This is a genomic window from Vibrio sp. Isolate34, from assembly GCF_022397915.1.
Classification (GTDB): Bacteria; Pseudomonadota; Gammaproteobacteria; order Enterobacterales; family Vibrionaceae; genus Vibrio.
Genome location: NZ_JAKEUO010000005.1, coordinates 69,079 through 91,912, shown reverse-complemented (window position 1 = coordinate 91,912; position 22,834 = coordinate 69,079). Strand labels below are relative to the sequence as shown.

Sequence of the window (22,834 nt, the reverse complement as noted above, 5' to 3'; positions counted from 1 at the left end):
AACCTACTCGATAAAAACCTAAAAAGGCTCACTAGATAACGTCTAATGAGCCTTTTTTATGGGTATCGTATTTTGTCGGAGTATGAGCGACCGCTAGATCGTCCAAACCACACGAACTGCAAGCAGAATCAAAACCACACCAGAAAGTCGGTCAATCAGCTGTGCTTTAGAACGGATTCGTTCAACGATCAGTGGGCTCGATAACACCAAGGTGATGAAGGTGTACCAAAGACCATCAACAATCAACGGTGTTGAAACAATGATCACTTGATTGCTGAGTTCATTACCTAAAGCTACGAACTGGCTAAACAAGGCGATAAAGAACAACGCGATCTTCGGGCTCAAGATAGAGATCAAGAAAGCCTCACGAGCAGACTGCATGTAGCTCATCTGTTCACCTGCTTCTAATTTCGCGGCTACCCCGCCTTTCGAACGCAATGCATTCACACCAAGGTAAAGCAGATACGCAGCACCCGCCAAGCTGATCCCTTTAAATAGCATTGGCGATTGTTCTAGTAACACCGCCAAACCCACGATGGTTGCGAAGGCATAAATACCAATACCAGCAGCATGTGACCAAGCCGCGATAAGACCATTAATACGGCCACCAGCCAAACTGTGTTTAGCGATCATCGCCAAGCTTGGGCCCGGAGACATCGCGCCCAACAAACAGATAGCTAATAAAGAAAACCAAATTGTTACTGTCATCATTCCATTCCTAATAAACCATACGTTCTGACTGAACGCCTTTACTTGCTAGCCACCATAATTCGCCGAAGGTATTATTTGAAATCAAAGATTATCATCATACTTATGATTTCAAGTCATACTTATATTGTAGCTCGATTTCTGCATAGCTTGGAATGCCTTTTCTCGCGCCCATTTGTGAGCAGAATCGTTGTCATACTTAGGGTGCCACATTAACCAATAGGTGTGCATTTCCGTATCAAACGGCAAAGAGAAGTAGGTCGTTTCAAGGTGTCGACCTAGGTTATAGGCGATGTGTTCCGGCACAATCATCAGGTAATCATCTTGCATCAGCACAGTGCCCGCCGATGAAAAGAACGGAACCTGCAATGCGACTCTACGTTTAAGAGCTTGTTTCTTAAGAGCAATATCTGCGTAGCTGTCTTTGTCACCTCCTCCCGTCACCTTGATGTGTGAATAATTGACGATGTCTTGTGCACTCAGAGTCGATTGTTGAGCTAACGGGTGAAATTTACGCATCAAACACACAGACTTATCTTCCCCAAGCTTCATGCTCGACACGTGGTCTGGCTTTTGAGGAAACATACTAGAAGCTAAGTGAATACCTGACTCATTGAGCGCTTCAAGGTAGTTTGGTTGCCACAATCGATACGCTAAATTGATGTTCGGCGCTTCGGCGGATACCTCAGCCACAATCACAGGCAGAATGTACTGAGCGACATAATCACTCGAAGCCAATACCAACTCACCGTGCCAATCTTGCGGCTCAAATGGCTTATCATCTAACAGGTGGTCAAACTCACTAAGCAAGTCATCGAGCTTGTCTTTAAGCTGCAGAGCACGATTGGTAGGAACCAGTTTGTTACCATCGCGAACCAACAAAGGATCACCACACAAATCTCTTAGCTGACTCAGCTGGCGGCTAACCGCGGACTGTGTAATGTGCAGACGTTGAGCGGCGCGGCTTACATGACACTCTTCAAGAAGTACATGCAGAGAACGCAGCAGGTTTAAGTTGATATTGCCTAACATGAATGTACCGTCGGATTCAGTTTGTTAAAAAACTCAGTCAACACAGTATGAGTCATTAGATGACGTAGATCTGGATAGCTTTGCAGTTGGTCGCGAACTTGATTTAAACGCTCCATGCTTTCTACTTCAACATATAGCATCATATCGGTCTCACCGCTGATCGAGTGACACCATTGCACACCGTTAATGCTCTCGATTCGTTGCGCGTAAGATTCACAACTATGGTCGCTGCTCGACATGTCGAATTTTAGCAAAATATAAGCGCACACATTCTTCGTTTGATTGGGTTCTGTCACTTGAGCGCAGTAACCCGTAATCACTTTGTCGCTTTCCAACTTCTTGATTCTGGCATTCACTGCCGAGCGCGAGAGGCTCACATCTCGGGCGACATCACTCACTGAGCATCGTGCATTGGTTTTGAGAATATCCAAAATCTGGCGATCAAATTTATCCATGCTTTTGATTCTTTCCACTTATTGTTCTATTTATAACGCCTAATTTGACACAACTTTCCGACTTATAACAGCCATTATGACAACCGACATTTTCACTCTGAAACGGATTAATACCGTCAAAATGGCGGTGTCTTACGACGTTTCGCTAGCTGTATTATTGATGTCGACAATGTATGCTTTCAATCTCAGTATTACCCATCCCAGAATAAGCACCAAAAGCTAGGTGAGCGAATGACACAACTCAAACAAGAAATCACGCTAATGTCCGGAATTGAGCAACTCTCTACGACCTTGCTGGGTACTGGGCTTTTTATGATTCCCGCCATCGCTGCAGGTATCGCAGGTCAGTTGTCACTATTGGCATGGTTAATCTTGTTTATCGCCATTTGCCCAATCGCCCTTACCTTTGCTGCATTAGGGAAACGCTACCCTAATGCGGGTGGCACCGCCTATTTTGTACGCCAAGCGTTCAGCGAGCGTTTAGAAACGAGTGTTGCTTGGTTGTTTGTGAGTGTTATTCCTGTCGGCATTCCCGCTGCGATTGCATTAGCGGGCGGCTTTGCTCAACAACTGTTACCTTCTCCTCTCGACACACCGCTTGGTGCTCAGACCTTTACTGTAGTCCTGCTGATTGCCGTCAACTTGATGGGCAGCAAGTCTTCTGGTCGGCTCCAAACCGTGATCGCATTGTCGATCTTTGCCTTAGTCAGTGCTTTTGTTTGGAAGGCTGACATCACCGTTGCTGATGTCGCGATTCCCGCTATCTCGTCCGACTCGATGTGGCCTATCGGCGCGGCATTGGCGGTAATGTTTTGGTGCTTTGTAGGAATCGAAGCCTTTGCTCACATGGGAGAGGAATTTAAGAATCCACAGCGCGACTTTCCAATCGCTATCATTACGGGTTGTTTCGTTGCTGGCTTAGTGTATTGGGCTTGTTCAGTGGTAATCCTAAAGCTAGGCGCGTATGGCTCTGCGGAATTTGACGCCGCATCAATCCCATGGGTGACAGAACAACTGTTTGGCAATGGCTTCAAAACGGTCATCAGTGTACTTGGTTTCTTTGCTTGTTTTGCCAGCCTAAACCTTTATACCCAAAGCTTGTCTCGCATGATCTGGGCTCAAGCTCGCCAACACAGCCCGACAAGTAAAATGGCGCAACTGAACCGTCGTGGTGTGCCTCTTTACCCAACTTTGGCGATTGGCTTTATCGCGCTTATCTCATGTGTGATTGGCGAGTTATCTAACTTAGATCTCGAATTCTTTCTTAAACTCGCCAACGGTATTTTCGTTCTGGTTTACCTGCTTGCGATGTTAGCGGCTTGCCGATTACTAACTGGCATTTCCAGATACACAGCAATGGTCTCATTGGTTATCTGTACTTTGGTGTTTATCTGCCTAAGTTGGTCGATGTTGTATGCGGTGACCATTTTTGTGACATTGTCACTCCCATGGAAAAGGTGGTTGGGTAAACCCACCGTTTCTATCGACAAGTTGTAAACGAGATCGACCAATATCACTGATAAAAAAGCCGAGCGATCGCTTTGATCTTCGGCTTTATTTCTGCCAAACGAATATTCCCAAAGCCCAATAACGCTCCACTCCAATCACGCTCAACGCTAGAGCTATATTCATAGAAATCAAACGGTCGAATGATGATGTTCTCAAGTTCAGCTCTTCGACTCCATTCCTGTTCTGATATTCCGTTCGACCACTTAACAGTCACATGCAATCCTGCCGCTTGGCTGATCACTTCAAGATCACCGTGAAACTCACTTTGAATGGCTTCTATCATCGCTTCATACTTGAGTTTGTATGAGCGACGCATCTTTCTTATATGTCTTAATAAGTCGCCTTCATGAACAAAGTCAGCCAGTGCTTCTTGTGTATGTGTGGCGGTATCTCCAGTTAGTGCATCTTTAATCTCGAGACATCTCGCAACCAAGTGTTCAGGCACAACCAAGTAGCCTAAGCGCAGGCCGTTGAACATGACTTTACTCAGTGAACCGACATAGATAATCCGGTCATCAAACCCGAGTTTACCCGCCAAGCCTTGCATACTGGTGTAAGGGCGATGTGCAAACTGAAACTCACTGTCGTAGTCATCCTCAATAATCCAAGACTGGTTTTTGTTGGCCCAATCAATCAGTTTGAGGCGTTGTTCGGTATTGAGTGTTGTGCCCATCGGGTATTGATTGCTTGGCGTGACATACAAAGCCTTGGCATTACTGGAGAGCACTTTTTCAATATCAAGGCCGACCTTTTCACGAACACGTACACCATCAAGTTCGAGCTTTAACAGATCGATAATTTTATGCACCTGCCGATAACCCGGCTCTTCAACAAGGATTTGGTCGCCCATCGCTAACGTCGCCATTAAACCTATCGAAATAGCTTGCTGAGCACCGGCGGTGATAATAATTCGATCAGCATGACAACGAACCGAACGACTGCTTGCGAGGTAACCGCTGAGTGCTTCCCTCAAAACCAAACTGCCTTGAACGTCTTGGTTGCCCGCGATGTTCTGCCGCGTAGCATGACGTTGCAGCAGTCTCTGCCATTTAGCAAACGGGAATGCATCCAGATCAGGGATGCCCGGCGCAAAACTGCGGTTGATATCATTGGGTGTCACTCTTGCGCCACGTGGTGTATCAACCTCTGCATTCACATCATGTACCCCCTGAGTGCTGCTCGATTGAGACAAACTGAGAAAATGCTCTGGCTGTTCAACCGTCACGTAAAAGCCCGAGCCCTGCCTGCTCTCGATGTAGCCTTCCGTCACTAACTGTTCATACGCATAGATCACCGTATTTCGACTTACCGACAGTTCTACGGCCAACTTGCGTGTTGAGGGTAACTTACTGCCTTTGCTCCATAAATCTTGAACAATCTTCTCTCGGATCGCATGAAACAAGGCGGTTTGGCGCGTGTCGTGTTGTTCATCTAACTGTAGGTCACCGACATCAAGAGGCTGCATAACTGGATCCAAGTAGTGTTTTAAAGTGGCTCTATTTAGTAGACCAGTTAATCGCTACATTAATCAAAAGGCAATGATTAAGGAGCGATTATGTTATCTAACACGAAAAGAACAACGATTAAGAAAGGGGCTCACAAAGCCGTATTTGAACAAGAGAAACTGCATCAGATTATTGATGAAAGCTTAATCGCACACATTGCATTGCAAGGAGAACACAGCCCGATGGTTATCCCGATGCTCGCGTGGAGAGTGGATGACATGGTCTATATTCATGGCGCCAAAAACAGTCGCTTGCTGAAGGGATTAAAGAGAGGAGAACCAACCTGTTTAACGTTCACTCTGTTCGATGGTTGGGTGTTGGCTCGTTCGGCATTTCATCACAGTGCGCATTATCGTTCTGCAGTGGTATTGGGGTCATTTTCAGTCATCGATAACAACCAAGAAAAGGCTCGCTTATTGAACATCTTCATTGAGCAGATAGCACCGGGAAGAACCGATGAGGTTAGGCTGAGTAACGAAAAAGAACTCACCGCTACTGAGCTACTGGCGATTCCGTTAACCGAAGCATCGGTAAAAATTGGTAAGCATGGTGTGAATGATGACAAAGCTGATATGGACATTCCCGTTTGGGCAGGTGTATTGCCTTACCGAACCGTTGTTGGGCCACTAGAAACCGTACCAGAACAGGAAGGGCTCATTGAAAAGCCAGATTACCAACAAGCCTATGGTGAACGTTGGTATCAGAATTAACACACGAAGATGGTCAACCAAGAATAGTTGTATACAATCTGGCGTATCAAAAATTTAACATAATGAAATTCTGTCGCCAGATGATGAACACGAATAAGGACATGCTTCCACTTCAAGGCTTGCTCAATGGTATTGGGCAAGTCTATTTCACACCATCTGTCGTAACATCCCTTCTGTTATTGTTAGCTATCTCTATTGAATCCATTCCACTGGCTTGTCTTACTTTACTTGGTGCCAGTTGCAGCTTCACATTAGCTCGCTATACCCATAGCAGCATTAACAGCAGCAAAACAACTAATGATCTTAATAGTGGTATGTATGCGTTAAATGGCGCACTGATCGGTTTGTTCATTGGTAACTTCTTTGGAGTCACCCCAATACTGGCTGTTGCGACGGTCTTCGGTGCCCTACTCACCGTACCAATCGCAAAAATAGTATTCAGTTTTAAGAAATACCGCGGTTACACCAGCGCCTTTGTTGTTACTTCGTGGGGAATTTATGTTGTCCAATCAACCTTTGAACTTTCGGCATTTTCAACATCCAGCATAGCGTTAATGCCACTCATTGATATCGGCACAGCTATGGATACCTACTTACCAGCGTTTGTGGTGACCATGCTAAAAGGCATCAGCCAAGTCAGCTTTATCAATAACGAATTTTCCGGATTGGTTATCTTGGTCGCAATCGCATTGAACAGCATAAAGCACGCTGTTTGGGCACTGCTTGCGGTGTTGATCAGTACCCTATTCAGCTCTCTGATTGGCGCTGACAACGAACTGATCAAGCAAGGTCTTTATGGTTACAACGCGATTCTTGCAACCCTGGCTCTGGTGCTTTACCCAAGAATATCTTGGCCACTCGTCATCTTAGGTATCCTCTCGAGTTGCCTTATTACCTTAGGATTTCACACTTTAGCACTGCTGCCGTTAACTGCACCTTTCATTCTAAGCACTTGGGCTGTGGTTTACTTATCGGGCTTATTGCAAAAACGAAGCTTGGCGTAAAAAACGTGACCTATAAATCCGTCCAAAATCGCTCAACATATTGCTTCGGTGTTAAGCCACGGTGCTTTTTAAACATTCGATTAAAGCTTGCCACATTGGTGTAGCCTAAACGTTTCGCAACCTCTTCGACCGGGAGTTTATAGCTCAACAGTTCCACGGCGACATTGCTCAGTGCATAACCCATGATGGTGGAAAAGTTGACGCCTAACTTATGCAAACGGCGTTGAAACTGCTGCTCAGAGAGTCCTAATAAACTGGAAACCTTGTGAAGGGTTGGTAAACCAAAGTGACGACTGTAATTGATCATCTCATAGGTCACCTTATGTTCATCACCTGCATCTGGCATGTTGAGATAATTGTCTAAATCGTGGAAATTCATCGCCAAGCTCATTTTACCTGCCGCCGGAGACTGATTAATGGATAGCCTTAGTTTGCTCGGAATCCAAACCTCTGTGCGTGGTTGCCCCCATTGGATATTGCACCCAAAGTACTCGTGATAAAGCTCAGTATTCTCACGATACCCTGCAATCGAAACCGCAGCAGGTTTGAAATCAGGCCCTAAATAACGCCTTAGGATCTTCATCATAAAAATCGCGATACGCACTGAGTCGTGCACTTTACCAACCTCAGAATACTCAGGGTTGTCATAACACCATTTAATGAGTGTCCCAACTTGCGCGCCATATAAGAAAGCCCCCGACTGTAAACAGTGCAGCCCTATATTGACTCGACGAATCGCTGAAGCAAGGTCATGACCAGAGAAAAACCAGTTAGCCAGTGGCCCTAACTTCTCAATATCTACCCTATCGGCCAGCTTCAAAATAATGTCGGGATCGCGGGTTTTCTGCTCGAGTAAGCCATACCATTGGTCCACTTCATTCACTGGAATCAGGTTCATCGCGTTAGCAAATACTGACTTTGGAATACCCAAAGAGTCCATATCTAAGTCACGATTAGCCGCCGCATACTGATATACACCTAAAATTCCTAATGATCTTAGGAAGTTACAATTATTCATTTGCTACTAAGCCTCGAAAATTAAATTACAGATCAAATCATATAAAGCCAATTATTAAAGTAATTAGTAAATTTGCAACCTATATATCTGATACCAATCACACTCGGCGCTCACTTTAACCTAGGGTTTATCAATGAGTTTAGTTAGTGTCCCATTTGTCGGAACAGGCGCAGATACTGCACTACACGTAGTGGCTGGCGTAGTGTTGGTCGCAACTATCGCGGCAGCATGTTACGGGTTCTGGCGTGTGCATGAATTACCAATCAATAAAGCTCACAGTAAAGATCATCATCAGCTCGGTTTGATTACCGCATTAACATGGATTGGTTTTGTATGGCATTGGGTATGGGTACTCGCGGTAATTTTGGCATTTGTTGATATGGAAAAAGCCATCATCAACCTAAGAGATACATGGAAATCTCCCGCAGCACCTAAGGAACAGGCAACGACCGACAAGCAAGATGAGGAGCACCAAGCATGTTAGAAGGCTTAGCAATTTGGGCACTGTTCATCTATTTACTTAGACTGGTTGGTATGCCTTGGAATAAAGGCACCAAAGCATTTGCTTACCTAGGTGGTACATCTTGGTTATTGTTTGTATGGGTCGGCCTACTCAACTTTACTCCAATGGATTTATCGGGCGGTTCGGTTGTTCAGTCTCCGCACATTCAGTTGCGCCCAGATTCAACCAATGTGTCGGGCAAAACAACGAAAGTCCATATCCATCCAAACCAGGATGTGACAGAAGGACAACTGATTTATGAGATTGACGACACCAAATATGTGATTGCAAGAGATAAAGCAAGTGTTCAGCTTGAGTCTGCCGAGGTCGCTTTAGACACGGCTCGCCAAGAAGTCAGCATTGCTAAAGTCAGCTATCGCTCAGCGCTAGAAGACATCAAAGCTTCAATAGCACAAATTGAGTCAGCGAAAACAGACTTAGTACTGCAATCGAAAACGCTTGATCGTTACCAGAAGCAAAACAGCGTCGTACAGCACACGATTACTGAAACTGACATCGACCAACAAACGGCGAAGGTGGAACTAGCGACTCATAATGTGACGACGTTAGAATCTCAACTGAGCAAGAAAGAGGTCGATGCAGAAAACGCGAAGCTCGACATTCACAAAGCCGAAACTAACGTTAGTAAAAAGCAAACAGAGGTGGATTCAGCGAAAGCAACATTGGCTCAAGCACAATGGGACCTGAACAGCACCAAGGTCACCGCTCCGACGGATGGCTTTGTGACTAACTTTATTCTTCGTGAAGGTCAGCGTGTTTCAATGATGCCTCGTATTCAAATGTACACCGAAGAAAAGTACGTGTTGATGCGAGTTAACCACCAAGCGATTCGTAATATCAAAGTTGGTCAACCTGCAGAGTTTGCGACGGCGGTTTACCCTGGCAAGATATTCTCGGCAACCGTAGAAGGCATTGTTGAGGCGACGGGTGAAGCACAGGCGAGCTTGCTCGGTATCGATGAACAGGTGCGTGTCACCACAGGTCGAAACCTTCAGAACAAGCACCACTTTGTGCGTTTAAAGATCGATGAAGCAGAAGGTTACGATATTCCTGTCGGCTCTGTCGGTTTAGCATGGGTAAGTGGTGAGAAGCCGATTAGCTTTATGGCGTTTCTAGATGTAATACGCGGGATCATCATTCGAATGAAGTCTCAGCTGTACTTCTTCTACTCTATCTAATACGCCTGATAGACAAAGCAAAGCCCGTGCGAGCTCAGATCGCACGGGCTTTTTTGCTCGGTTGCTTAGCTGCTTAGTTACTTAGTTACTTACAATTCCATGTTTTTAGGCGTAGAAGAGTCCATAGAAGACAAACAACTCAGAAACGCGCTGTGCTCACCTTTCATCTCTTCTTATCTCATCTCATCTCATCTCATCTCATCTCATCTCATCTCATCTCATCTCATCGCGACAATAGATCACCACAACCTAGATCACCCTACAGTAGCATTAAATTGCAAATCGCAATTGCACAATGCGACAGGGTAATTCTAAAACGCGAATAAAACGCCCAAATACGCACCAAATTGCTATTAAACAGCCTATATTCGAGGTTTTTAAAGTTGGCACGTTACCTGCAATGTATATATCGACCCTTCTTAAGCCGAGGGTCACCTAGCCAACTGACGTTGTTAGTGAACCTTATTCTTGTTCACAAAATATATAAGCCAATTGCGGTTATTGCGATTGGCTATTTTTTTGCCTGTCGTTTGGCTAACCGCCCCTCTCTCGATACAGACACCCATTCAATCGTATAATAATCAACATTCATAGCCAACTATCGATAGTAGATATTCAATACGCTATAGAAAACGTTTTCTATTTATTTTCATCAAATAAATGAAGAAAATAACCTTATGTTTTACAAGAGATTTAAGGTGATAATTGATTCTCAGGCGCCTTTATTGACAAAATTAGCATTGACTATGTGATTTATATCACCATAATGCGCACGTTTGCCTGCAATACGGCGACCGTTAATTTTAATTTTGATCATTTGCGGAGGTAAAAAATGGCTGCTGATAATAACTACAGTCTAGGGCCGGTTCCTACAGCGGCTAGGAAAGGAGTCGCTTCACTCACCATGGTAATGCTTGGACTCACTTTCTTCTCTGCAAGTATGTGGACAGGTGGTTCACTCGGGACAGGCCTCTCATTCAACGATTTCTTCCTCGCCGTTCTCATCGGTAACCTAATTCTTGGTATTTACACTTCTTTTCTTGGCTACATCGGCTCATCTACTGGCCTCTCTACCCACCTCCTAGCGCGTTTCTCTTTCGGTACAAAAGGCTCATGGCTTCCTTCTGCTCTACTTGGTGGTACACAAGTCGGTTGGTTTGGCGTAGGTGTAGCGATGTTCGCAATTCCGGTACAGAAAGCGACGGGCATTGATACCAACACCTTGATTATTGTGTCAGGTCTTTTGATGACAGGTACGGTGTACTTCGGTATTAAAGCACTAATGGTGCTTTCAGCGATTGCTGTTCCAGCGATTGCGATTCTAGGTGGTTACTCAGTGTTGACTGCGGTAGACAGCGTTGGCGGACTAGAACAGCTACAACTTATTAAGCCAGAAACTCCAATGGATTTCTCAATGGCCTTAGCAATGGTTGTAGGTTCATTTGTTAGTGCGGGTACGCTAACGGCCGATTTTGTTCGCTTTGGTAAAAAGCCAGCGAGCGCAGTATTAATCACAATGGTTGCATTCTTCATCGGTAACTCGCTGATGTTTATCTTCGGCGCAGCCGGTGCAGCAGCGACAGGCCAATCAGACATTTCAGATGTGATGATCGCACAAGGGCTGCTGCTTCCAGCCATCATCGTGCTTGGCTTGAACATCTGGACAACCAATGAAAACGCACTTTATGCATCTGGCCTTGGTTTATCTAACATCACTGGTCGCTCAAGCACTACAATGTCTATCATTAACGGCATCATCGGTACGATTTTCGCGCTTTGGTTGTACAACAACTTCGTAGGTTGGTTAACCTTCCTATCGTTGGCGATTCCACCAATCGGTGGCGTAATCATCGCTGACTTCTTCGCAAACCGTAAACGTTACAAAGATTTTGCAAATGCAGAGTTCCAAACCGTTAATTGGGCTGGCATTATCGCGGTAGCAACAGGCGTAGCCGCTGGTCACTTCCTTCCTGGCGTTGTTCCTTTGAACGCAGTGTTAGGTGGTGCAATCAGTTACCTCGTGCTTAATCCTCTATTGAACAAAAAAGTTCTGAAATCTCAGGCCGCTTAAGGACACACTATGACAACCTTATTAATCAAGAACGCGAAACTTCAAGACCAAGAGGGCTTGAAACAGATTCTGATTGAAAATGGTCAATTTTCTCGCATTCTCGATAACGACGCACAAATCAATCATCAAGGTGACATTCTTGATGCTGAAGGTGGCATCGCAGTTACACCGTTCTGTGAACCGCACATCCACCTAGATACCACTCAAACCGCTGGTGAGCCTAACTGGAACATCTCTGGCACTTTGTTTGAAGGTATTGAGCGTTGGGCTGAGCGCAAAGAACTGTTATCAATTGAAGACGTTAAATCGCGTGCGAAGCAAACACTTAAATGGCAGATCGCTAACGGTGTTCAACACGTGCGTACTCACGTCGATGTATCTGACCCAACGTTAGTTGCGTTAAGAGCGATGGTTGAAGTTCGTGAAGAGATGAAAGAGTGGGTCGACATTCAGATCGTTGCATTCCCTCAGGAAGGCATTCTTTCATACCCTAACGGTAAAGAGTTGCTTGAAGAAGCCGTGAAGATCGGCGCTGACGTTATTGGTGCTATCCCTCACTTCGAATTCACTCGTGAATACGGTGTTGAGTCTCTCCATTATGTGTTCGAACTTGCACGCAAGTACGACTGTCTAATCGACGTGCACTGTGACGAAATCGACGACGAGCAGTCTCGTTTTGTTGAAACACTGGCAGCCCTTGCTCATAAATTTGAGATGGGTGAAAAGGTAACAGCAAGCCACACGACGGCGATGGGTTCTTACAACGGTGCTTACGCATCTCGCTTGTTCCGTCTATTAAAGATGTCTGGCATCAACTTCGTTGCAAACCCGTTAGTGAACATTCACTTACAAGGCCGTTTTGACGATTACCCGAAACGACGTGGTGTAACTCGTGTGAAAGAGATGCTAGCAGCGAACATCAACGTCTGTTTTGGCCACGACGATGTGTTTGATCCATGGTACCCACTAGGTACAGCAAACATGCTTCAAGTTCTGCACATGGGACTGCACGTAACACAAGTTATGGGCTACGACCAAATCAACAACTCGCTTGATTTGATCAGCAAAAACTCTGCCCGCACATTGAACATCCAAGACAACTTCGGTATCGAAGAAGGTAAGCCAGGTAGCCTGCTGATTCTTCCTGCTGACAATGGCTTTGATGCGGTGCGTCGCCAAGTGCCAGTGCAGTATTCTGTGCGCCACGGTAAGGTGATTGCAGAGACTCAGCCAGCGAAAACAAAAATAAATTTAGGTCAAACTGAAGATATCAACTTCAAGCGTTAATATCGTCTATACTAATATTCAATAGGAAGCTGAGATGCTTCCTTTTGTTATGTTGGACGAAGCGACAAACTACCACTAAATCAGTGTAAACCTTGTACATTCGCACGGTATGACAAAAAAAGCACAAATTTCTTAAGCAATGCGTGTACATCTCAAAAGACTGTGTTACCATGCTCTCGCTCTGTTAGCCGGAGTTATTTAAGTTAGATGAATAGTAAAAAATTGACATGTAAAATCGTTACCCGTTTTTGTAAGTAGTTTTTCCTTATTTCTTAGCAATATTAAATAATTCAATTATCAGCGCATTGCATTAAATGCAATCAACAATTTAGAAAATTTATGAATAAGGGACAAATTATGTCTAACACAAATACTGGCACTGTAAAATGGTTTAACGAAGAGAAAGGTTTCGGTTTCATTTCTCAAGACAACGGCGGCGCTGACGTATTCGTACACTTCCGTGCAATCGTTTCTGAAGGCTTCAAAACTCTGAAAGAAGGCCAAAAGGTTTCTTTCGAAGTTGAAAACGGTCAAAAAGGCCTACAAGCAGCAAACGTTGTTGCTCAATAATTAGCTTTTAGCTAAAAAAGAATTTTAAAGCGCTGATTTTTATCGGCGCTTTTTTATGCCTACTTATAAATATTTCCCCTCTTGATATAAGCTTCACCCGTTAACTCTGAACAACTGAAAATCGCTGGTTAAGCCTCCTAAATCTAGCCTCTCTCAGTTAAAGCTCAACAGTCAATATACCTCGCTTTTTGTATGCCTGCCCCTAGGCAACAATACTCATTTCTCGCCAATGTTTTGATACGAACTCACGCTACGCCGAAAGTTTGATAAGCCCAAATATGGTTAAAGAACAATCCATTAGATTGCACTTATGAATACACAATCGATATTCATAATAAAAATGAGTTATTTATCCAATCCTCATCCACTAATCATATAATTTTTAAAGCAAAGACGTTCGAAATCCGCTAACCTTGTTCGCAAGTGGCTTAGTTGTTTTGGTATCTGCAGTAAAAATAATGAACAAAGACGAATTTCAGAAATCCACCGCAAATCTAAAAAAAGCGGTGCCTCTTATGATGAAGAACAGGGTGTCTACCACACCTGCAAATTACGCACTTTGGTACACCTATGTCGACAATGCTATCCCACAGCTGACTCAAGACATGGATGGTATTTTAGAACACTACGGTATCTGCCCTCCTGCCGTTGGTGAACAGCTTTACAACAATTACGTTGCCAGCAAATCCGAAACCAATATCAATGACCTTCGTGCGAATTTAGAACTGTTAGTTTCTGAAGTATCGAACTCGATGAACGACACACTGACCGATACCTCTGCTTTCTCTGACATGATCGACAAAAGCTTCGAGGACTTGGCTCGTGTTGATAACGAAAGCTTATCTATCGATGAAGTGATGACTCTGGTTCGTCAACTGGTTTCTGAATCTCGTCATATTCGTCACTCTACTCAGTTTTTAAACTCGCAGCTGAACTCAGCTACCTCAGAAATCACTAAGCTGAAAAGCCAACTTGTCGAAGTTCAGAAAGACGCGCTTTTTGATAGCACAACCACACTGTATAACCGTCGTTCTTTCGACCGTGATATAGAAACCTTATGTGAAGCGCAGCAATCTCTTTGCCTGATTCTTCTCGATATCGACCACTTTAAAAATTTCAACGACACCTATGGTCACTTGTTTGGCGATATGGTTCTGAAAGGAATTGCTCGCAAACTCAAGCTAAGTTGTCGTGAAGGAATTTCAGCTTATCGCTTCGGTGGCGAAGAGTTCGCTCTCATTGTGCCAAATAAATCTTTGCGTATTGCTCGTCAGCTTGCTGACACCAACCGTCGCTCTCTTGAGAAACTGTCGATCAAAGATCGCCGCAGCGGCGAGCAGGTTGGTAATATCACCGCATCGTTTGGTGTGGCTGAACTTGAACCTGGTGAACCTGCACAGTCATTGATCGAACGAACTGATAAGCTACTTTACGAAGCGAAATCACTAGGACGTAACCGAGTAATGCCTTTGTAAGACGCAATCAATACTCTTTTCGACATATTAGTCGGCTCGTATTGAAACTAGAAAGCCCCAAAGACATTATCTTCGGGGCTTTTTCTTTAACTGTACAAATAGGTTTCGTTACCTAGGAGTCACCATTAAATTTGGAAGCAGTAATTCAGGCAGTAGTCTTCACCACTCTTAGCTCTAAACTCTTTATCTTCACTGCACGCTTTTGGTTTTCCTTTTTCGTCACCTTTTACCAGGCTGATCCAGTGACGCATTGCTGCGATAGTCTCTTGATGTAATGTAGAGCTCGTTGTTTCTGTTGGCGATTGACCGAAGGTCGTGCACGACTCTAACTGAATGTCATCAATTTCTACTAGCTCAATGCAACCCGTCCCTTTATGACAACCAAACATCACTTCTAGGTGGCTTCCGCTGCCATCGCGGAACAAGATTGAGTCTGGGTCACTCTTCTCCCCCATGTAAGCCACAAACTGCTTAGGGTGCTTCAGGCCGCTGTGTTGGCCATCTTTAAAGTAAGCCATGATATGGCGGTAATCGACTATGTAGCTCGTCACATCTTGGTGTGAGCCATGCTCCAGTGGAAACAGACGGTCAAGTAATTGCTTTGCTTTCACTTGCTTTTCAGTTTGCTGGTTTGCACTGATTGTCTCCACGGCAAAGACAGCTTCAGCGATAAATGGCTTTGATTGTTTTTGGATTTCTGTTTTATCGAATGTAAGCATATTCATAGTCTTTCCCTCTTGACCAGTCCGGTGAAAGCCACCGATTTGTAACGCAAAAATGTGTCCTAGAGCAATTATTCCAAACTAACGTTTAATTTATTTGTCATTTTGTGAATTGCTTAGTTTGTAGATTAGCGGTTTTTTACATACAATTTCACAACAAAAATTTTACAATGTGAATTTTACAAATATGGCCTTGTCAAAAAGTTTAGTTCGTCAGTCACATTTCCTAGGTACGAAAATACGTAACCTTAGGAAGCGTAACCATTTAACAATGGAAGATCTGTCTGCGCGTTGTATTAGAATCAACCCAGAATACGCACCTTCCGTTTCTTACCTTTCAATGATTGAACGTGGAAAACGGGTGCCAAGCATCGACATGTTGGAAGTAATCGCGCAGGTCTTTCAGAAAAACCCTACGTGGTTTCTCGACGACGAATCTGAACAGCAGGCTATTGCTCCAGATAAAGGGAATCGCGGCGGGATAAATGGTATGGCGCTCGAGCCTAGCTTTCTTTTCTCCAACGACATCCTGCAGATTGCGATACCTGAGATGTTGTCACAAACCGGCATCTCTGGCCGCCAGTTTGCACACCTATTGATTCGAGCACACCAAGAGAGCAATCAAAACCACTTCCCTGACCTTGAGCGTGCCGCTGAGGAAGTTGGCCTAAAACGTCTCAACCTCAGCGTAGAAGACCTCATAGACATCGCTAGAACGCTTGGAATCAATATCCGCTGGGTGACACGCACCCCGCAAGACGTGGTCGATGAGTTAGGCATCAACGCCAAGCAGTTAGTGACCTCATTTTTTGAACCTCCAGGTACGATCTTCTTAAACGAAATTCTTAAAGAGTACCCTACGCGTCTGAAATACGACCTGTCGGTTTATATCGGCCACTGCATTTTGCATAGCAAAGAAGGATTAAAGAGTGTGTTGTCGGTCGGCAATAACAACACATGGGACGACAACCAAGTATCAGGCTCTTCCCAGCTCAACTCTCAAGACATTCTTCAAGCATGGCGAGACTTTGAATCCAGCTTCTTTGCTGGTGCGCTGCTATGCCCTAAAGTCCCATTCAGACAACTGCTCGATCGTACTGGTTACGAAATCGACGTTCACAAAAGAGCAGGGGTTTCCCCCTCTGTTGCGATGCGTCGAATGACGGTAGTATCGCCCTATCCTCACTGGCACTACTTTGATGCTTATGGACCGGGGAAACTCAAGGCGGTATACCGCGGGAACGGGATTCCACTGCCTTGGGGGAATATGAGAACGGTCGCTGACCCATGTCAACATTGGGCTGTGTTCCGTCGATTATCTGAACCTCGAGCGGGTAGCTCTGCTCAAATTTCCATTTTAAATGTGGGTGATGAGCCAAGAATCTACTGCTGTGAATCCATCAATATGACGGATCCAGCGGGTAACAATCGCGTTTTGTGTGCTGGTATAGATCTCAACCCTGCGATTGATGCTCAAGGCGGCAATTCAAGAGAGATAGCAGAGCAGCTTAAGGCGTCATGCGTCAACAATGGCGGCTCTGTAGCAATACCGCGTAACATCAAGAAAGATCTCACGACAATAGCCAAGATTCTAAATATAAATTGGATTGAACGTGGGATAGAGACAGAGGCGAGGCTTATCTGCTCCAGAGGCGGAGAATGCCCACGCCAACCAAGCTGTTACTCAAAGTGTGGAGAGTGTTAAAGCAATTGAGGTACGAGCATGATAAGCAATAATTGTGTTCTACTTATTTTGTCTGGTTAGCTTTGGTTTGGCCTGCTTGGTTTTATCGAGCAACGACCATTAGTAAAAAGCAATAAAACAAATAGAACCTAAAATTCAGGCAAAAAAAAACCAATCACAAAAGGGTGATTGGTCATATATTTTGTGTGAACAATAAAGGTTCACTAACAACGTCAGTTGGCTAGGTGACCCTCGGCTTAAGAAGGGTCACCGTTACTAATGCAGCATACGTGCCAACTTTTAAAACACGTATTTACTACGCATCTGGACACGTATTAGCCGTAAATTCTTGTTTGTTTTGCAAACTGAATTTGCAAATTGCAAAAATCCATAAAACGCTAGTGATTATGTTGTTATTAAAAAATCATTAAAGATTCGTTACCCTTCCTCTAAAGTACAATTTATCAATAGATTCAACAGTTTTACCCTCTCCAACGGCTCTCTCAAATTGCAAAATAACAGGCATAAAAAAACGCGAACATTGAGATTCAATATTCGCGTGTATTTGATTTCTATGACAGAAAGAACTTAGCCAACGAGACACTTTTTTATAAAGCGACTCTCGTTCGTTGCTCTTTCACTATCTCAACAAAGATTACTTCTGAGGCGCAGGTTTAGAACGGCTTCGAGACGGCTTGTTTGTCGAAGGCTTGCTTCCTGCTGGCTTGTTCGATGACTTGCTTGGGCCATAGCTGCCACCGTAACCTGACTTCTTGGGTTTGCCTGCTGGTTTACCTGCGTTGTTTGGCTTGCCTGTACTGTTTGACTGACCAGAACTCTTTGGCTTGCCAGAACCGTTTGCTTTACCCGCACCGCTTGGCTTACTTAAAGTATTTTGGTTACCTGCTTTGTTCGCAGAAGGCTTATTGCCTGCACTGCCGCGCTTGAAGTTGCTGCCGTTGTTTCTTAAAGACTTGTCTTCGCCCGCTGCTGCGTTATTTTCGGCAGGTTTCTTACCCGATGTCGGCTTACGCTTTGGCGCAGACCTAGTACCCGGTACGTGACGCTTGTTCTTACCTGCTGGCTTGTGACCACGAGCGTTGTCACCAGAACGTTGACCGTCTGCATGTTCACGTGGTTGTTTCGCTTTCTTCGGCTTCTTAGGCTTAATTGGACGTGTATCCAAACGAGACTCTGGCAGCTTGTTTACTGGCGAGAAGCCTTCAAGTTCACGACGCTCTAGCACTTGTTGAATTAGGCGTTCAATACCGAACAGCTCACCCACTTCATCGGCACAAACCAATGAGATAGCTTTACCCACTTCACCTGCACGGCCTGTACGACCGATACGGTGTACATAGTCTTCTGATACATGAGGAAGATCGAAGTTAACTACTTGAGGCAGTTGTGGGATATCGATACCACGTGCTGCGATATCTGTCGCTACAAGCACTCGAACCTTACCCGTTTTGAAGTTCTCTAGGGCTTTGGTACGTGCGCCTTGGCTCTTGTTACCGTGAATCGGCGCCGCTGTAATATCTTGCTCTTCAAGGAAACGAGCAAGCTTGTTAGCACCGTGTTTTGTTTTGCTGAATACCAGCACTTGTCGCCAATCATTGTCTTTGATTAGCTTCGCTAGCATTGCGCTCTTTTTCTTTTTATCTACTGGGTAGATGCTTTGCTCAACGGTCTTCGCCGTAGAGTTTGCAGGGCTTACCGAGATCTCTACTGGGTTATTCACCAAGCCTTTTGCCAAGCTACGGATATCGTCAGAAAAGGTCGCAGAGAACAGTAGGTTCTGACGCTTCTTAGGCAAGAAAGCCAAGATCTTGCGGATGTCACGGATGAAACCCATGTCTAGCATACGGTCCGCTTCATCTAGCACTAGGATCTCTAGTTGATCGAAACGCACTGCATTTTGGTTGTATAGGTCAAGTAGACGACCCGGTGTTGCCACCAGCACATCACTACCTTTACGCAGTTTTTGCATCTGAGGGTTAATTTTCACGCCACCAAACACAACGGTAGAAGTAAGAGGTAAGTTAATACCGTACTTAACCACGCTGCCATTCACTTGCGCAGCAAGCTCACGAGTTGGAGTTAACACAAGTGCACGAACTTGATTCTGACGTACGCGAGTACCTTTCGATAAGATTTCAAGAATAGGTAGCGTGAAGCCTGCAGTTTTACCTGTACCTGTTTGAGCAGCGGCCATTACATCTTTGCCCGTTAGGACAGCTGGTACGGCTTTCTCTTGGATTGGTGATGGCTTATCGTAACCTTGTGCTTCAATAGCTTTAAGGATCGGTTCAGAAAGGCCAAGGGAGGTAAAACTCATAGATTATTTTCTCAGTTGAATAACATTTAGTATGAGCAACACCGTAAAAATGGCGTTGCTACAGCTTTTGCTGATCAGATGATTGATACGGAGCAAAGCGCGGTATTCTGAGGCTTTTCCCCACATTCAGCAACTAAATTCTAATCGCAACTAAGATTCTGTCGAGGTTATCTGACGCTTCTGCTCGTACATTTTTTCATCAGCGGCTTTTAAAAGGCCATCCACATCGTTGAAGCAGTCGTTATAAACAACCCACCCCACACTGATTCTGAGATAAATTGAGTGCGTTTCATAAACCACAGGCGTTTCGCAGATCGCGCCTTGCAGTTTATTGGTAATCGATGCCACATGTTCTTCATCGATAATGCGCGGTAACAGGACGAGGAACTCATCCCCGCCCATCCTCGCGACAATATCTGAGGTACGCAGCTTACTCTTGATTCGTTTAGCACACTCAATCAAGACTTTGTCACCCGCGGCGTGACCATAGGTATCATTGATGGCCTTAAAGGCATCTAGGTCGATGTTGACCACTGCAAAGGTTTTGGTTTTCTGCTTTTGTACCGTTTTGAACGCTTGCTTGAGGCTGTACATGAAGTAACGGCGATTAGGTAGCATCGTCAGTTCATCATGCATTGAACGGCTATCCGCAATGCGATAGAGCCTGTAAATCATAATGTAAGCAACCGCTAGAATCAGCATTAGGGTGTAACCCACTAGCCTCACCCCATGAACACGGTACCAAGGCACATCCATCAACACATGTTCATTGCCTGACAACGCAAGGTACCAGCCACCATAAGGGAAGCTCACCTGCTCTGTCGTAAACGCATTCGAGAAGACGCTTGGTTTGCCATAGAAAACATCGCCCTCTTTGCCGGCGCTGTTGGTTCCACGTATTGCCAATTCGTATTTTTTCTCAATCTTGCCGATGCCCACATCTTTCAGCAGCGCATCGAGATCAATCACCGCACTCGACACACCCCAATAGTCTTGATTAAAGGGAGGATCTCTAAAGATAGGCGTGCGCGTAATCAAGGCTTGACCACCTTGAAACAGATCAAATGGTCCCGCAATAAAGGTATTGCCAATATTACGTGCGATTTCAATCGACTCCCATTGGCTTGGGTGGTCACGGTAATCAATCCCGAGGATCTGCTCATTGCCTTCCATTGGATAAACGAAATTAAGTACATCGTTTTCAGCAAGGCCAATCAATCGAATATTGAAGCCATCACGAATAATATTTTGAACAATTTGTTCCCATTCTTTTTGGTCACCATTCGGGTTGATGGATACCAGAGTCGAGAAATCATTGAGGATATACATGTCTGACACGATCGCGACTTCAATCCGAGAACGAATAATGGATAGTTGATTTTTTGCCTCTGAATACGATTCGTTTTTGAGAAAAGTTAATTGCTTGGCGTGAAAAAACTCTATAGCACTCACGACCACTAGAAAAAACAACAAAGATAATAATTTGGCAGGCAATTGCTTGCTGGAACCTCTTGGCATTCACGAACCTCTAACACTTTTTGTTCTGTTTACTGCCTTCAATCGGCTCATTTCTGGCTAATTCTTTCAGTATGCCGACAAGCAGTTAAAAATCCACACTTTGCGTTGGGTATCATTTCATTATTGAGCGATTCATCACTTCACTGTGAGTTAACTACACTGATTAATAAATCAAAAAACCTTAATGAACCTTTTAAAGCTTACATTGTATTGACCCAAACCTTACATTAAAGAATTCATCAGTGTTATTTTATACTTACAATTAATCAGCTTGGTACCGTAAAAACATGAAGCTAAAAACTCTCACTCTGTGCACTTTGTTATCTGCCTCGGTCGCAGCAGCGTTTCAAGTACAAGCGACTTCTGACGAGCAACAGACTGTTAACGTACAAGAGCGTGTTAACATACAAGCAACAAGCGTACCAAATGTTCAATCACAAGCTGATTCTCTCTACTCTCAAGAACAATCTTTCAAACAATCCGCAGATTTGATTCGCACTACCTACGAAAGCCAACTCTTCACCCTGCCAGCATTCAAAGAGGGTCACTATGGTTTGCGTATGTATCGACAAACATTAGACGACAAATATTCTGCCGCGGTGTGGAGTGATATGGCGCGCGTATCAAGCAAGCTCAGCCATCTATCGAATGATGTTCACACCATGGAACAAATCGTACTGTACTCAGAGAAACGCGTGGCTTCTTATGTCGGCGACGACGATGAACGCAGTGTTCGACGCTACAACATCACCAAGCACATGCCTGAGTATCTGTACCTAGGTGTCGACCTTCTGGGTTCTATGGCGCGTGCGAACGAATACGGCTTGGAACACAAAAACGATGCAAAACTGCGTGAAATCATTCGTCGTTATGACTTTTCACGTTATGTAACCAATGAAGACATGGTGAAAGCGTGGGCCGCTCAACTTGCGAATCAAGTTTACTGGCTGCGCCAGCTGGGTGAACAGGATGTCGTTGATGAGTTCGTTGATACCTTCAAAAAAGCATACCCAGACGACAAAGACAAAAAGCTTTCGAGCCAGCAATTTGGCAACAAGATCTATGGTATGACACACGTGATCTTTGGCGATTCCGAATACTATCAGCATCGAGTAAACGAACAAGATCATCAATGGATCTACGATTACTTCAGAGAAAATATCGATACGATTCTGCTTCGAGCGAAAGAGGATGTGATTGCCGAGGTTGGATTAACCTTCTTATTGGCAGGTTTAGAAGATGATCCAGTAGTAGAGAAAACTCGACTCGCAATTCAAGCTTCAATCGATGAGAAAAAGGGCATGATCCCTTCAATTACTGGCGATTTTGACCTGGAGTATGGTGAGCACCGTAACGTGTTAGCCATCATGCTACTCGATTGGCAGCAAGTAAATGAAGCGCCGACTTATGAAGGCAACCCTAGGGTGTTTACTAACGTCCCTTACGGACTCATTAAAAACCAACCGAAGAAGAACTAGCAGCGATACCTAGGTTGGTCTTAGAACCCAAAAAGCCGCATACCTTTCG

19 protein-coding genes are annotated in these 22,834 nt (G+C 44.6%); 11 read left to right on the top strand and 8 right to left on the bottom strand.

Features of this window, described 5'->3' with window-relative positions; all coding sequences use genetic code 11:
- Positions 1 to 93: 93 nt before the first annotated feature.
- The 3 genes from L1D22_RS07500 to L1D22_RS07490 form a co-directional block, all read right to left on the bottom strand.
- A complete protein-coding gene (locus L1D22_RS07500) occupies positions 94 to 708 on the bottom strand; it encodes a LysE family translocator (protein ID WP_017630487.1) in 615 nt (204 codons plus the stop codon).
- Positions 709 to 819: 111 nt separating this feature from the next.
- Complete coding sequence (locus L1D22_RS07495) at positions 820 to 1,740, bottom strand: LysR family transcriptional regulator (protein WP_239829251.1); 921 nt, start codon at positions 1,738 to 1,740, stop codon at positions 820 to 822.
- On the bottom strand, positions 1,734 to 2,195 hold the full coding sequence (locus L1D22_RS07490) for an Lrp/AsnC family transcriptional regulator (protein ID WP_239829250.1): 462 nt from the start codon (positions 2,193 to 2,195) through the stop codon (positions 1,734 to 1,736). The genes L1D22_RS07495 and L1D22_RS07490 overlap by 7 nt, the downstream gene beginning before the upstream one ends.
- Positions 2,196 to 2,426: 231 nt before the next feature.
- Between L1D22_RS07490 and yjeH the strand changes: the two genes are divergently transcribed.
- Positions 2,427 to 3,692, top strand: coding sequence for an L-methionine/branched-chain amino acid transporter (gene yjeH, locus L1D22_RS07485; protein WP_239829249.1), 1,266 nt, complete (start codon positions 2,427 to 2,429; stop codon positions 3,690 to 3,692).
- A gap of 16 nt (positions 3,693 to 3,708) precedes the next feature.
- On the opposite strand, the gene L1D22_RS07480 is transcribed toward yjeH, so the two are convergent.
- Entirely contained in the window at positions 3,709 to 5,169 is a 1,461-nt protein-coding gene (locus L1D22_RS07480; protein WP_239829248.1) for a PLP-dependent aminotransferase family protein, read from the bottom strand.
- Between the two features lie 90 nt (positions 5,170 to 5,259).
- Here L1D22_RS07480 and L1D22_RS07475 point away from each other — a divergent pair, with 90 nt between their 5' ends.
- Together L1D22_RS07475 and L1D22_RS07470 are read left to right on the top strand one after the other, a co-directional pair.
- Positions 5,260 to 5,919: a pyridoxamine 5'-phosphate oxidase family protein gene (locus L1D22_RS07475; RefSeq protein ID WP_239829247.1), complete on the top strand. Its 660-nt coding sequence runs from the start codon at positions 5,260 to 5,262 to the stop codon at positions 5,917 to 5,919.
- An 80-nt stretch (positions 5,920 to 5,999) separates the two neighbouring features.
- Positions 6,000 to 6,923 carry an urea transporter gene (locus L1D22_RS07470; protein ID WP_239829246.1) on the top strand — a complete coding sequence of 308 codons (924 nt, stop codon included), beginning with the start codon at positions 6,000 to 6,002 and terminating at the stop codon, positions 6,921 to 6,923.
- Positions 6,924 to 6,933: 10 nt separating this feature from the next.
- Here the strand turns inward: L1D22_RS07470 and L1D22_RS07465 are convergent, their stop codons facing one another.
- The gene (locus tag L1D22_RS07465; protein WP_239829245.1) at positions 6,934 to 7,941 is read right to left on the bottom strand and encodes an AraC family transcriptional regulator; all 1,008 of its coding nucleotides are present in this window, start codon (positions 7,939 to 7,941) and stop codon (positions 6,934 to 6,936) included.
- Positions 7,942 to 8,074: 133 nt separating this feature from the next.
- Between L1D22_RS07465 and L1D22_RS07460 the strand changes: the two genes are divergently transcribed.
- The 6 genes from L1D22_RS07460 to L1D22_RS07435 all read left to right on the top strand — a co-directional run bounded on the left by L1D22_RS07460 (position 8,075) and on the right by L1D22_RS07435 (position 15,045).
- Positions 8,075 to 8,425: an MFS transporter gene (locus L1D22_RS07460; RefSeq protein WP_239829244.1), complete on the top strand. Its 351-nt coding sequence runs from the start codon at positions 8,075 to 8,077 to the stop codon at positions 8,423 to 8,425.
- Entirely contained in the window at positions 8,419 to 9,642 is a 1,224-nt protein-coding gene (locus L1D22_RS07455; RefSeq protein WP_239829243.1) for a biotin/lipoyl-binding protein, read from the top strand. Before L1D22_RS07460 ends, L1D22_RS07455 begins: the two co-directional genes overlap by 7 nt.
- An 832-nt stretch (positions 9,643 to 10,474) precedes the next feature.
- Positions 10,475 to 11,713, top strand: coding sequence for a cytosine permease (codB, locus tag L1D22_RS07450; protein WP_239829242.1), 1,239 nt, complete (start codon positions 10,475 to 10,477; stop codon positions 11,711 to 11,713).
- Positions 11,714 to 11,722: 9 nt separating this feature from the next.
- Positions 11,723 to 13,000, top strand: coding sequence for a cytosine deaminase (locus L1D22_RS07445; protein ID WP_239829241.1), 1,278 nt, complete (start codon positions 11,723 to 11,725; stop codon positions 12,998 to 13,000).
- A gap of 357 nt (positions 13,001 to 13,357) precedes the next feature.
- Positions 13,358 to 13,570, top strand: coding sequence for a cold-shock protein (locus L1D22_RS07440; protein WP_004740083.1), 213 nt, complete (start codon positions 13,358 to 13,360; stop codon positions 13,568 to 13,570).
- 458 nt (positions 13,571 to 14,028) lie between these two features.
- Positions 14,029 to 15,045 carry a GGDEF domain-containing protein gene (locus L1D22_RS07435; protein WP_239829240.1) on the top strand — a complete coding sequence of 339 codons (1,017 nt, stop codon included), beginning with the start codon at positions 14,029 to 14,031 and terminating at the stop codon, positions 15,043 to 15,045.
- Positions 15,046 to 15,170: 125 nt separating this feature from the next.
- Here the strand turns inward: L1D22_RS07435 and L1D22_RS07430 are convergent, their stop codons facing one another.
- Entirely contained in the window at positions 15,171 to 15,770 is a 600-nt protein-coding gene (locus L1D22_RS07430) for a hypothetical protein (RefSeq protein ID WP_239829239.1), read from the bottom strand.
- Between the two features lie 169 nt (positions 15,771 to 15,939).
- Here L1D22_RS07430 and L1D22_RS07425 point away from each other — a divergent pair, with 169 nt between their 5' ends.
- A complete protein-coding gene (locus L1D22_RS07425) occupies positions 15,940 to 17,472 on the top strand; it encodes a DUF3612 domain-containing protein (RefSeq protein WP_345772802.1) in 1,533 nt (510 codons plus the stop codon).
- Between the two features lie 634 nt (positions 17,473 to 18,106).
- Here L1D22_RS07425 and L1D22_RS07420 read toward each other — a convergent pair.
- Positions 18,107 to 19,789 carry a DEAD/DEAH box helicase gene (locus L1D22_RS07420; RefSeq protein ID WP_239829237.1) on the bottom strand — a complete coding sequence of 561 codons (1,683 nt, stop codon included), beginning with the start codon at positions 19,787 to 19,789 and terminating at the stop codon, positions 18,107 to 18,109.
- 150 nt (positions 19,790 to 19,939) lie between these two features.
- Complete coding sequence (locus tag L1D22_RS07415; RefSeq protein ID WP_239829236.1) at positions 19,940 to 21,307, bottom strand: diguanylate cyclase; 1,368 nt, start codon at positions 21,305 to 21,307, stop codon at positions 19,940 to 19,942.
- 287 nt (positions 21,308 to 21,594) lie between these two features.
- Between L1D22_RS07415 and L1D22_RS07410 the strand changes: the two genes are divergently transcribed.
- Positions 21,595 to 22,785, top strand: a complete 1,191-nt coding sequence (locus L1D22_RS07410; protein WP_239829235.1) for a DUF3541 domain-containing protein — start codon at positions 21,595 to 21,597, stop codon at positions 22,783 to 22,785.
- Positions 22,786 to 22,834 lie beyond the last annotated feature (49 nt).

Excerpts from the sequence above, each read along its gene's own strand:
- L1D22_RS07500 (WP_017630487.1), bottom strand. The coding sequence starts at position 708 with ATGACAGTAACAATTTGGTTTTCTTTATTAGCTATCTGTTTGTTGGGC.
- L1D22_RS07495 (WP_239829251.1), bottom strand. The coding sequence starts at position 1,740 with ATGTTAGGCAATATCAACTTAAACCTGCTGCGTTCTCTGCATGTACTT.
- L1D22_RS07490 (WP_239829250.1), bottom strand. The coding sequence starts at position 2,195 with ATGGATAAATTTGATCGCCAGATTTTGGATATTCTCAAAACCAATGCA.
- yjeH (WP_239829249.1), top strand. The coding sequence starts at position 2,427 with ATGACACAACTCAAACAAGAAATCACGCTAATGTCCGGAATTGAGCAA.
- L1D22_RS07480 (WP_239829248.1), bottom strand. The coding sequence starts at position 5,169 with ATGCAGCCTCTTGATGTCGGTGACCTACAGTTAGATGAACAACACGAC.
- L1D22_RS07475 (WP_239829247.1), top strand. The coding sequence starts at position 5,260 with ATGTTATCTAACACGAAAAGAACAACGATTAAGAAAGGGGCTCACAAA.
- L1D22_RS07470 (WP_239829246.1), top strand. The coding sequence starts at position 6,000 with ATGATGAACACGAATAAGGACATGCTTCCACTTCAAGGCTTGCTCAAT.
- L1D22_RS07465 (WP_239829245.1), bottom strand. The coding sequence starts at position 7,941 with ATGAATAATTGTAACTTCCTAAGATCATTAGGAATTTTAGGTGTATAT.
- L1D22_RS07460 (WP_239829244.1), top strand. The coding sequence starts at position 8,075 with ATGAGTTTAGTTAGTGTCCCATTTGTCGGAACAGGCGCAGATACTGCA.
- L1D22_RS07455 (WP_239829243.1), top strand. The coding sequence starts at position 8,419 with ATGTTAGAAGGCTTAGCAATTTGGGCACTGTTCATCTATTTACTTAGA.
- codB (WP_239829242.1), top strand. The coding sequence starts at position 10,475 with ATGGCTGCTGATAATAACTACAGTCTAGGGCCGGTTCCTACAGCGGCT.
- L1D22_RS07445 (WP_239829241.1), top strand. The coding sequence starts at position 11,723 with ATGACAACCTTATTAATCAAGAACGCGAAACTTCAAGACCAAGAGGGC.
- L1D22_RS07440 (WP_004740083.1), top strand. The coding sequence starts at position 13,358 with ATGTCTAACACAAATACTGGCACTGTAAAATGGTTTAACGAAGAGAAA.
- L1D22_RS07435 (WP_239829240.1), top strand. The coding sequence starts at position 14,029 with ATGAACAAAGACGAATTTCAGAAATCCACCGCAAATCTAAAAAAAGCG.
- L1D22_RS07430 (WP_239829239.1), bottom strand. The coding sequence starts at position 15,770 with ATGAATATGCTTACATTCGATAAAACAGAAATCCAAAAACAATCAAAG.
- L1D22_RS07420 (WP_239829237.1), bottom strand. The coding sequence starts at position 19,789 with ATGAGTTTTACCTCCCTTGGCCTTTCTGAACCGATCCTTAAAGCTATT.
- L1D22_RS07415 (WP_239829236.1), bottom strand. The coding sequence starts at position 21,307 with ATGCCAAGAGGTTCCAGCAAGCAATTGCCTGCCAAATTATTATCTTTG.
- L1D22_RS07410 (WP_239829235.1), top strand. The coding sequence starts at position 21,595 with ATGAAGCTAAAAACTCTCACTCTGTGCACTTTGTTATCTGCCTCGGTC.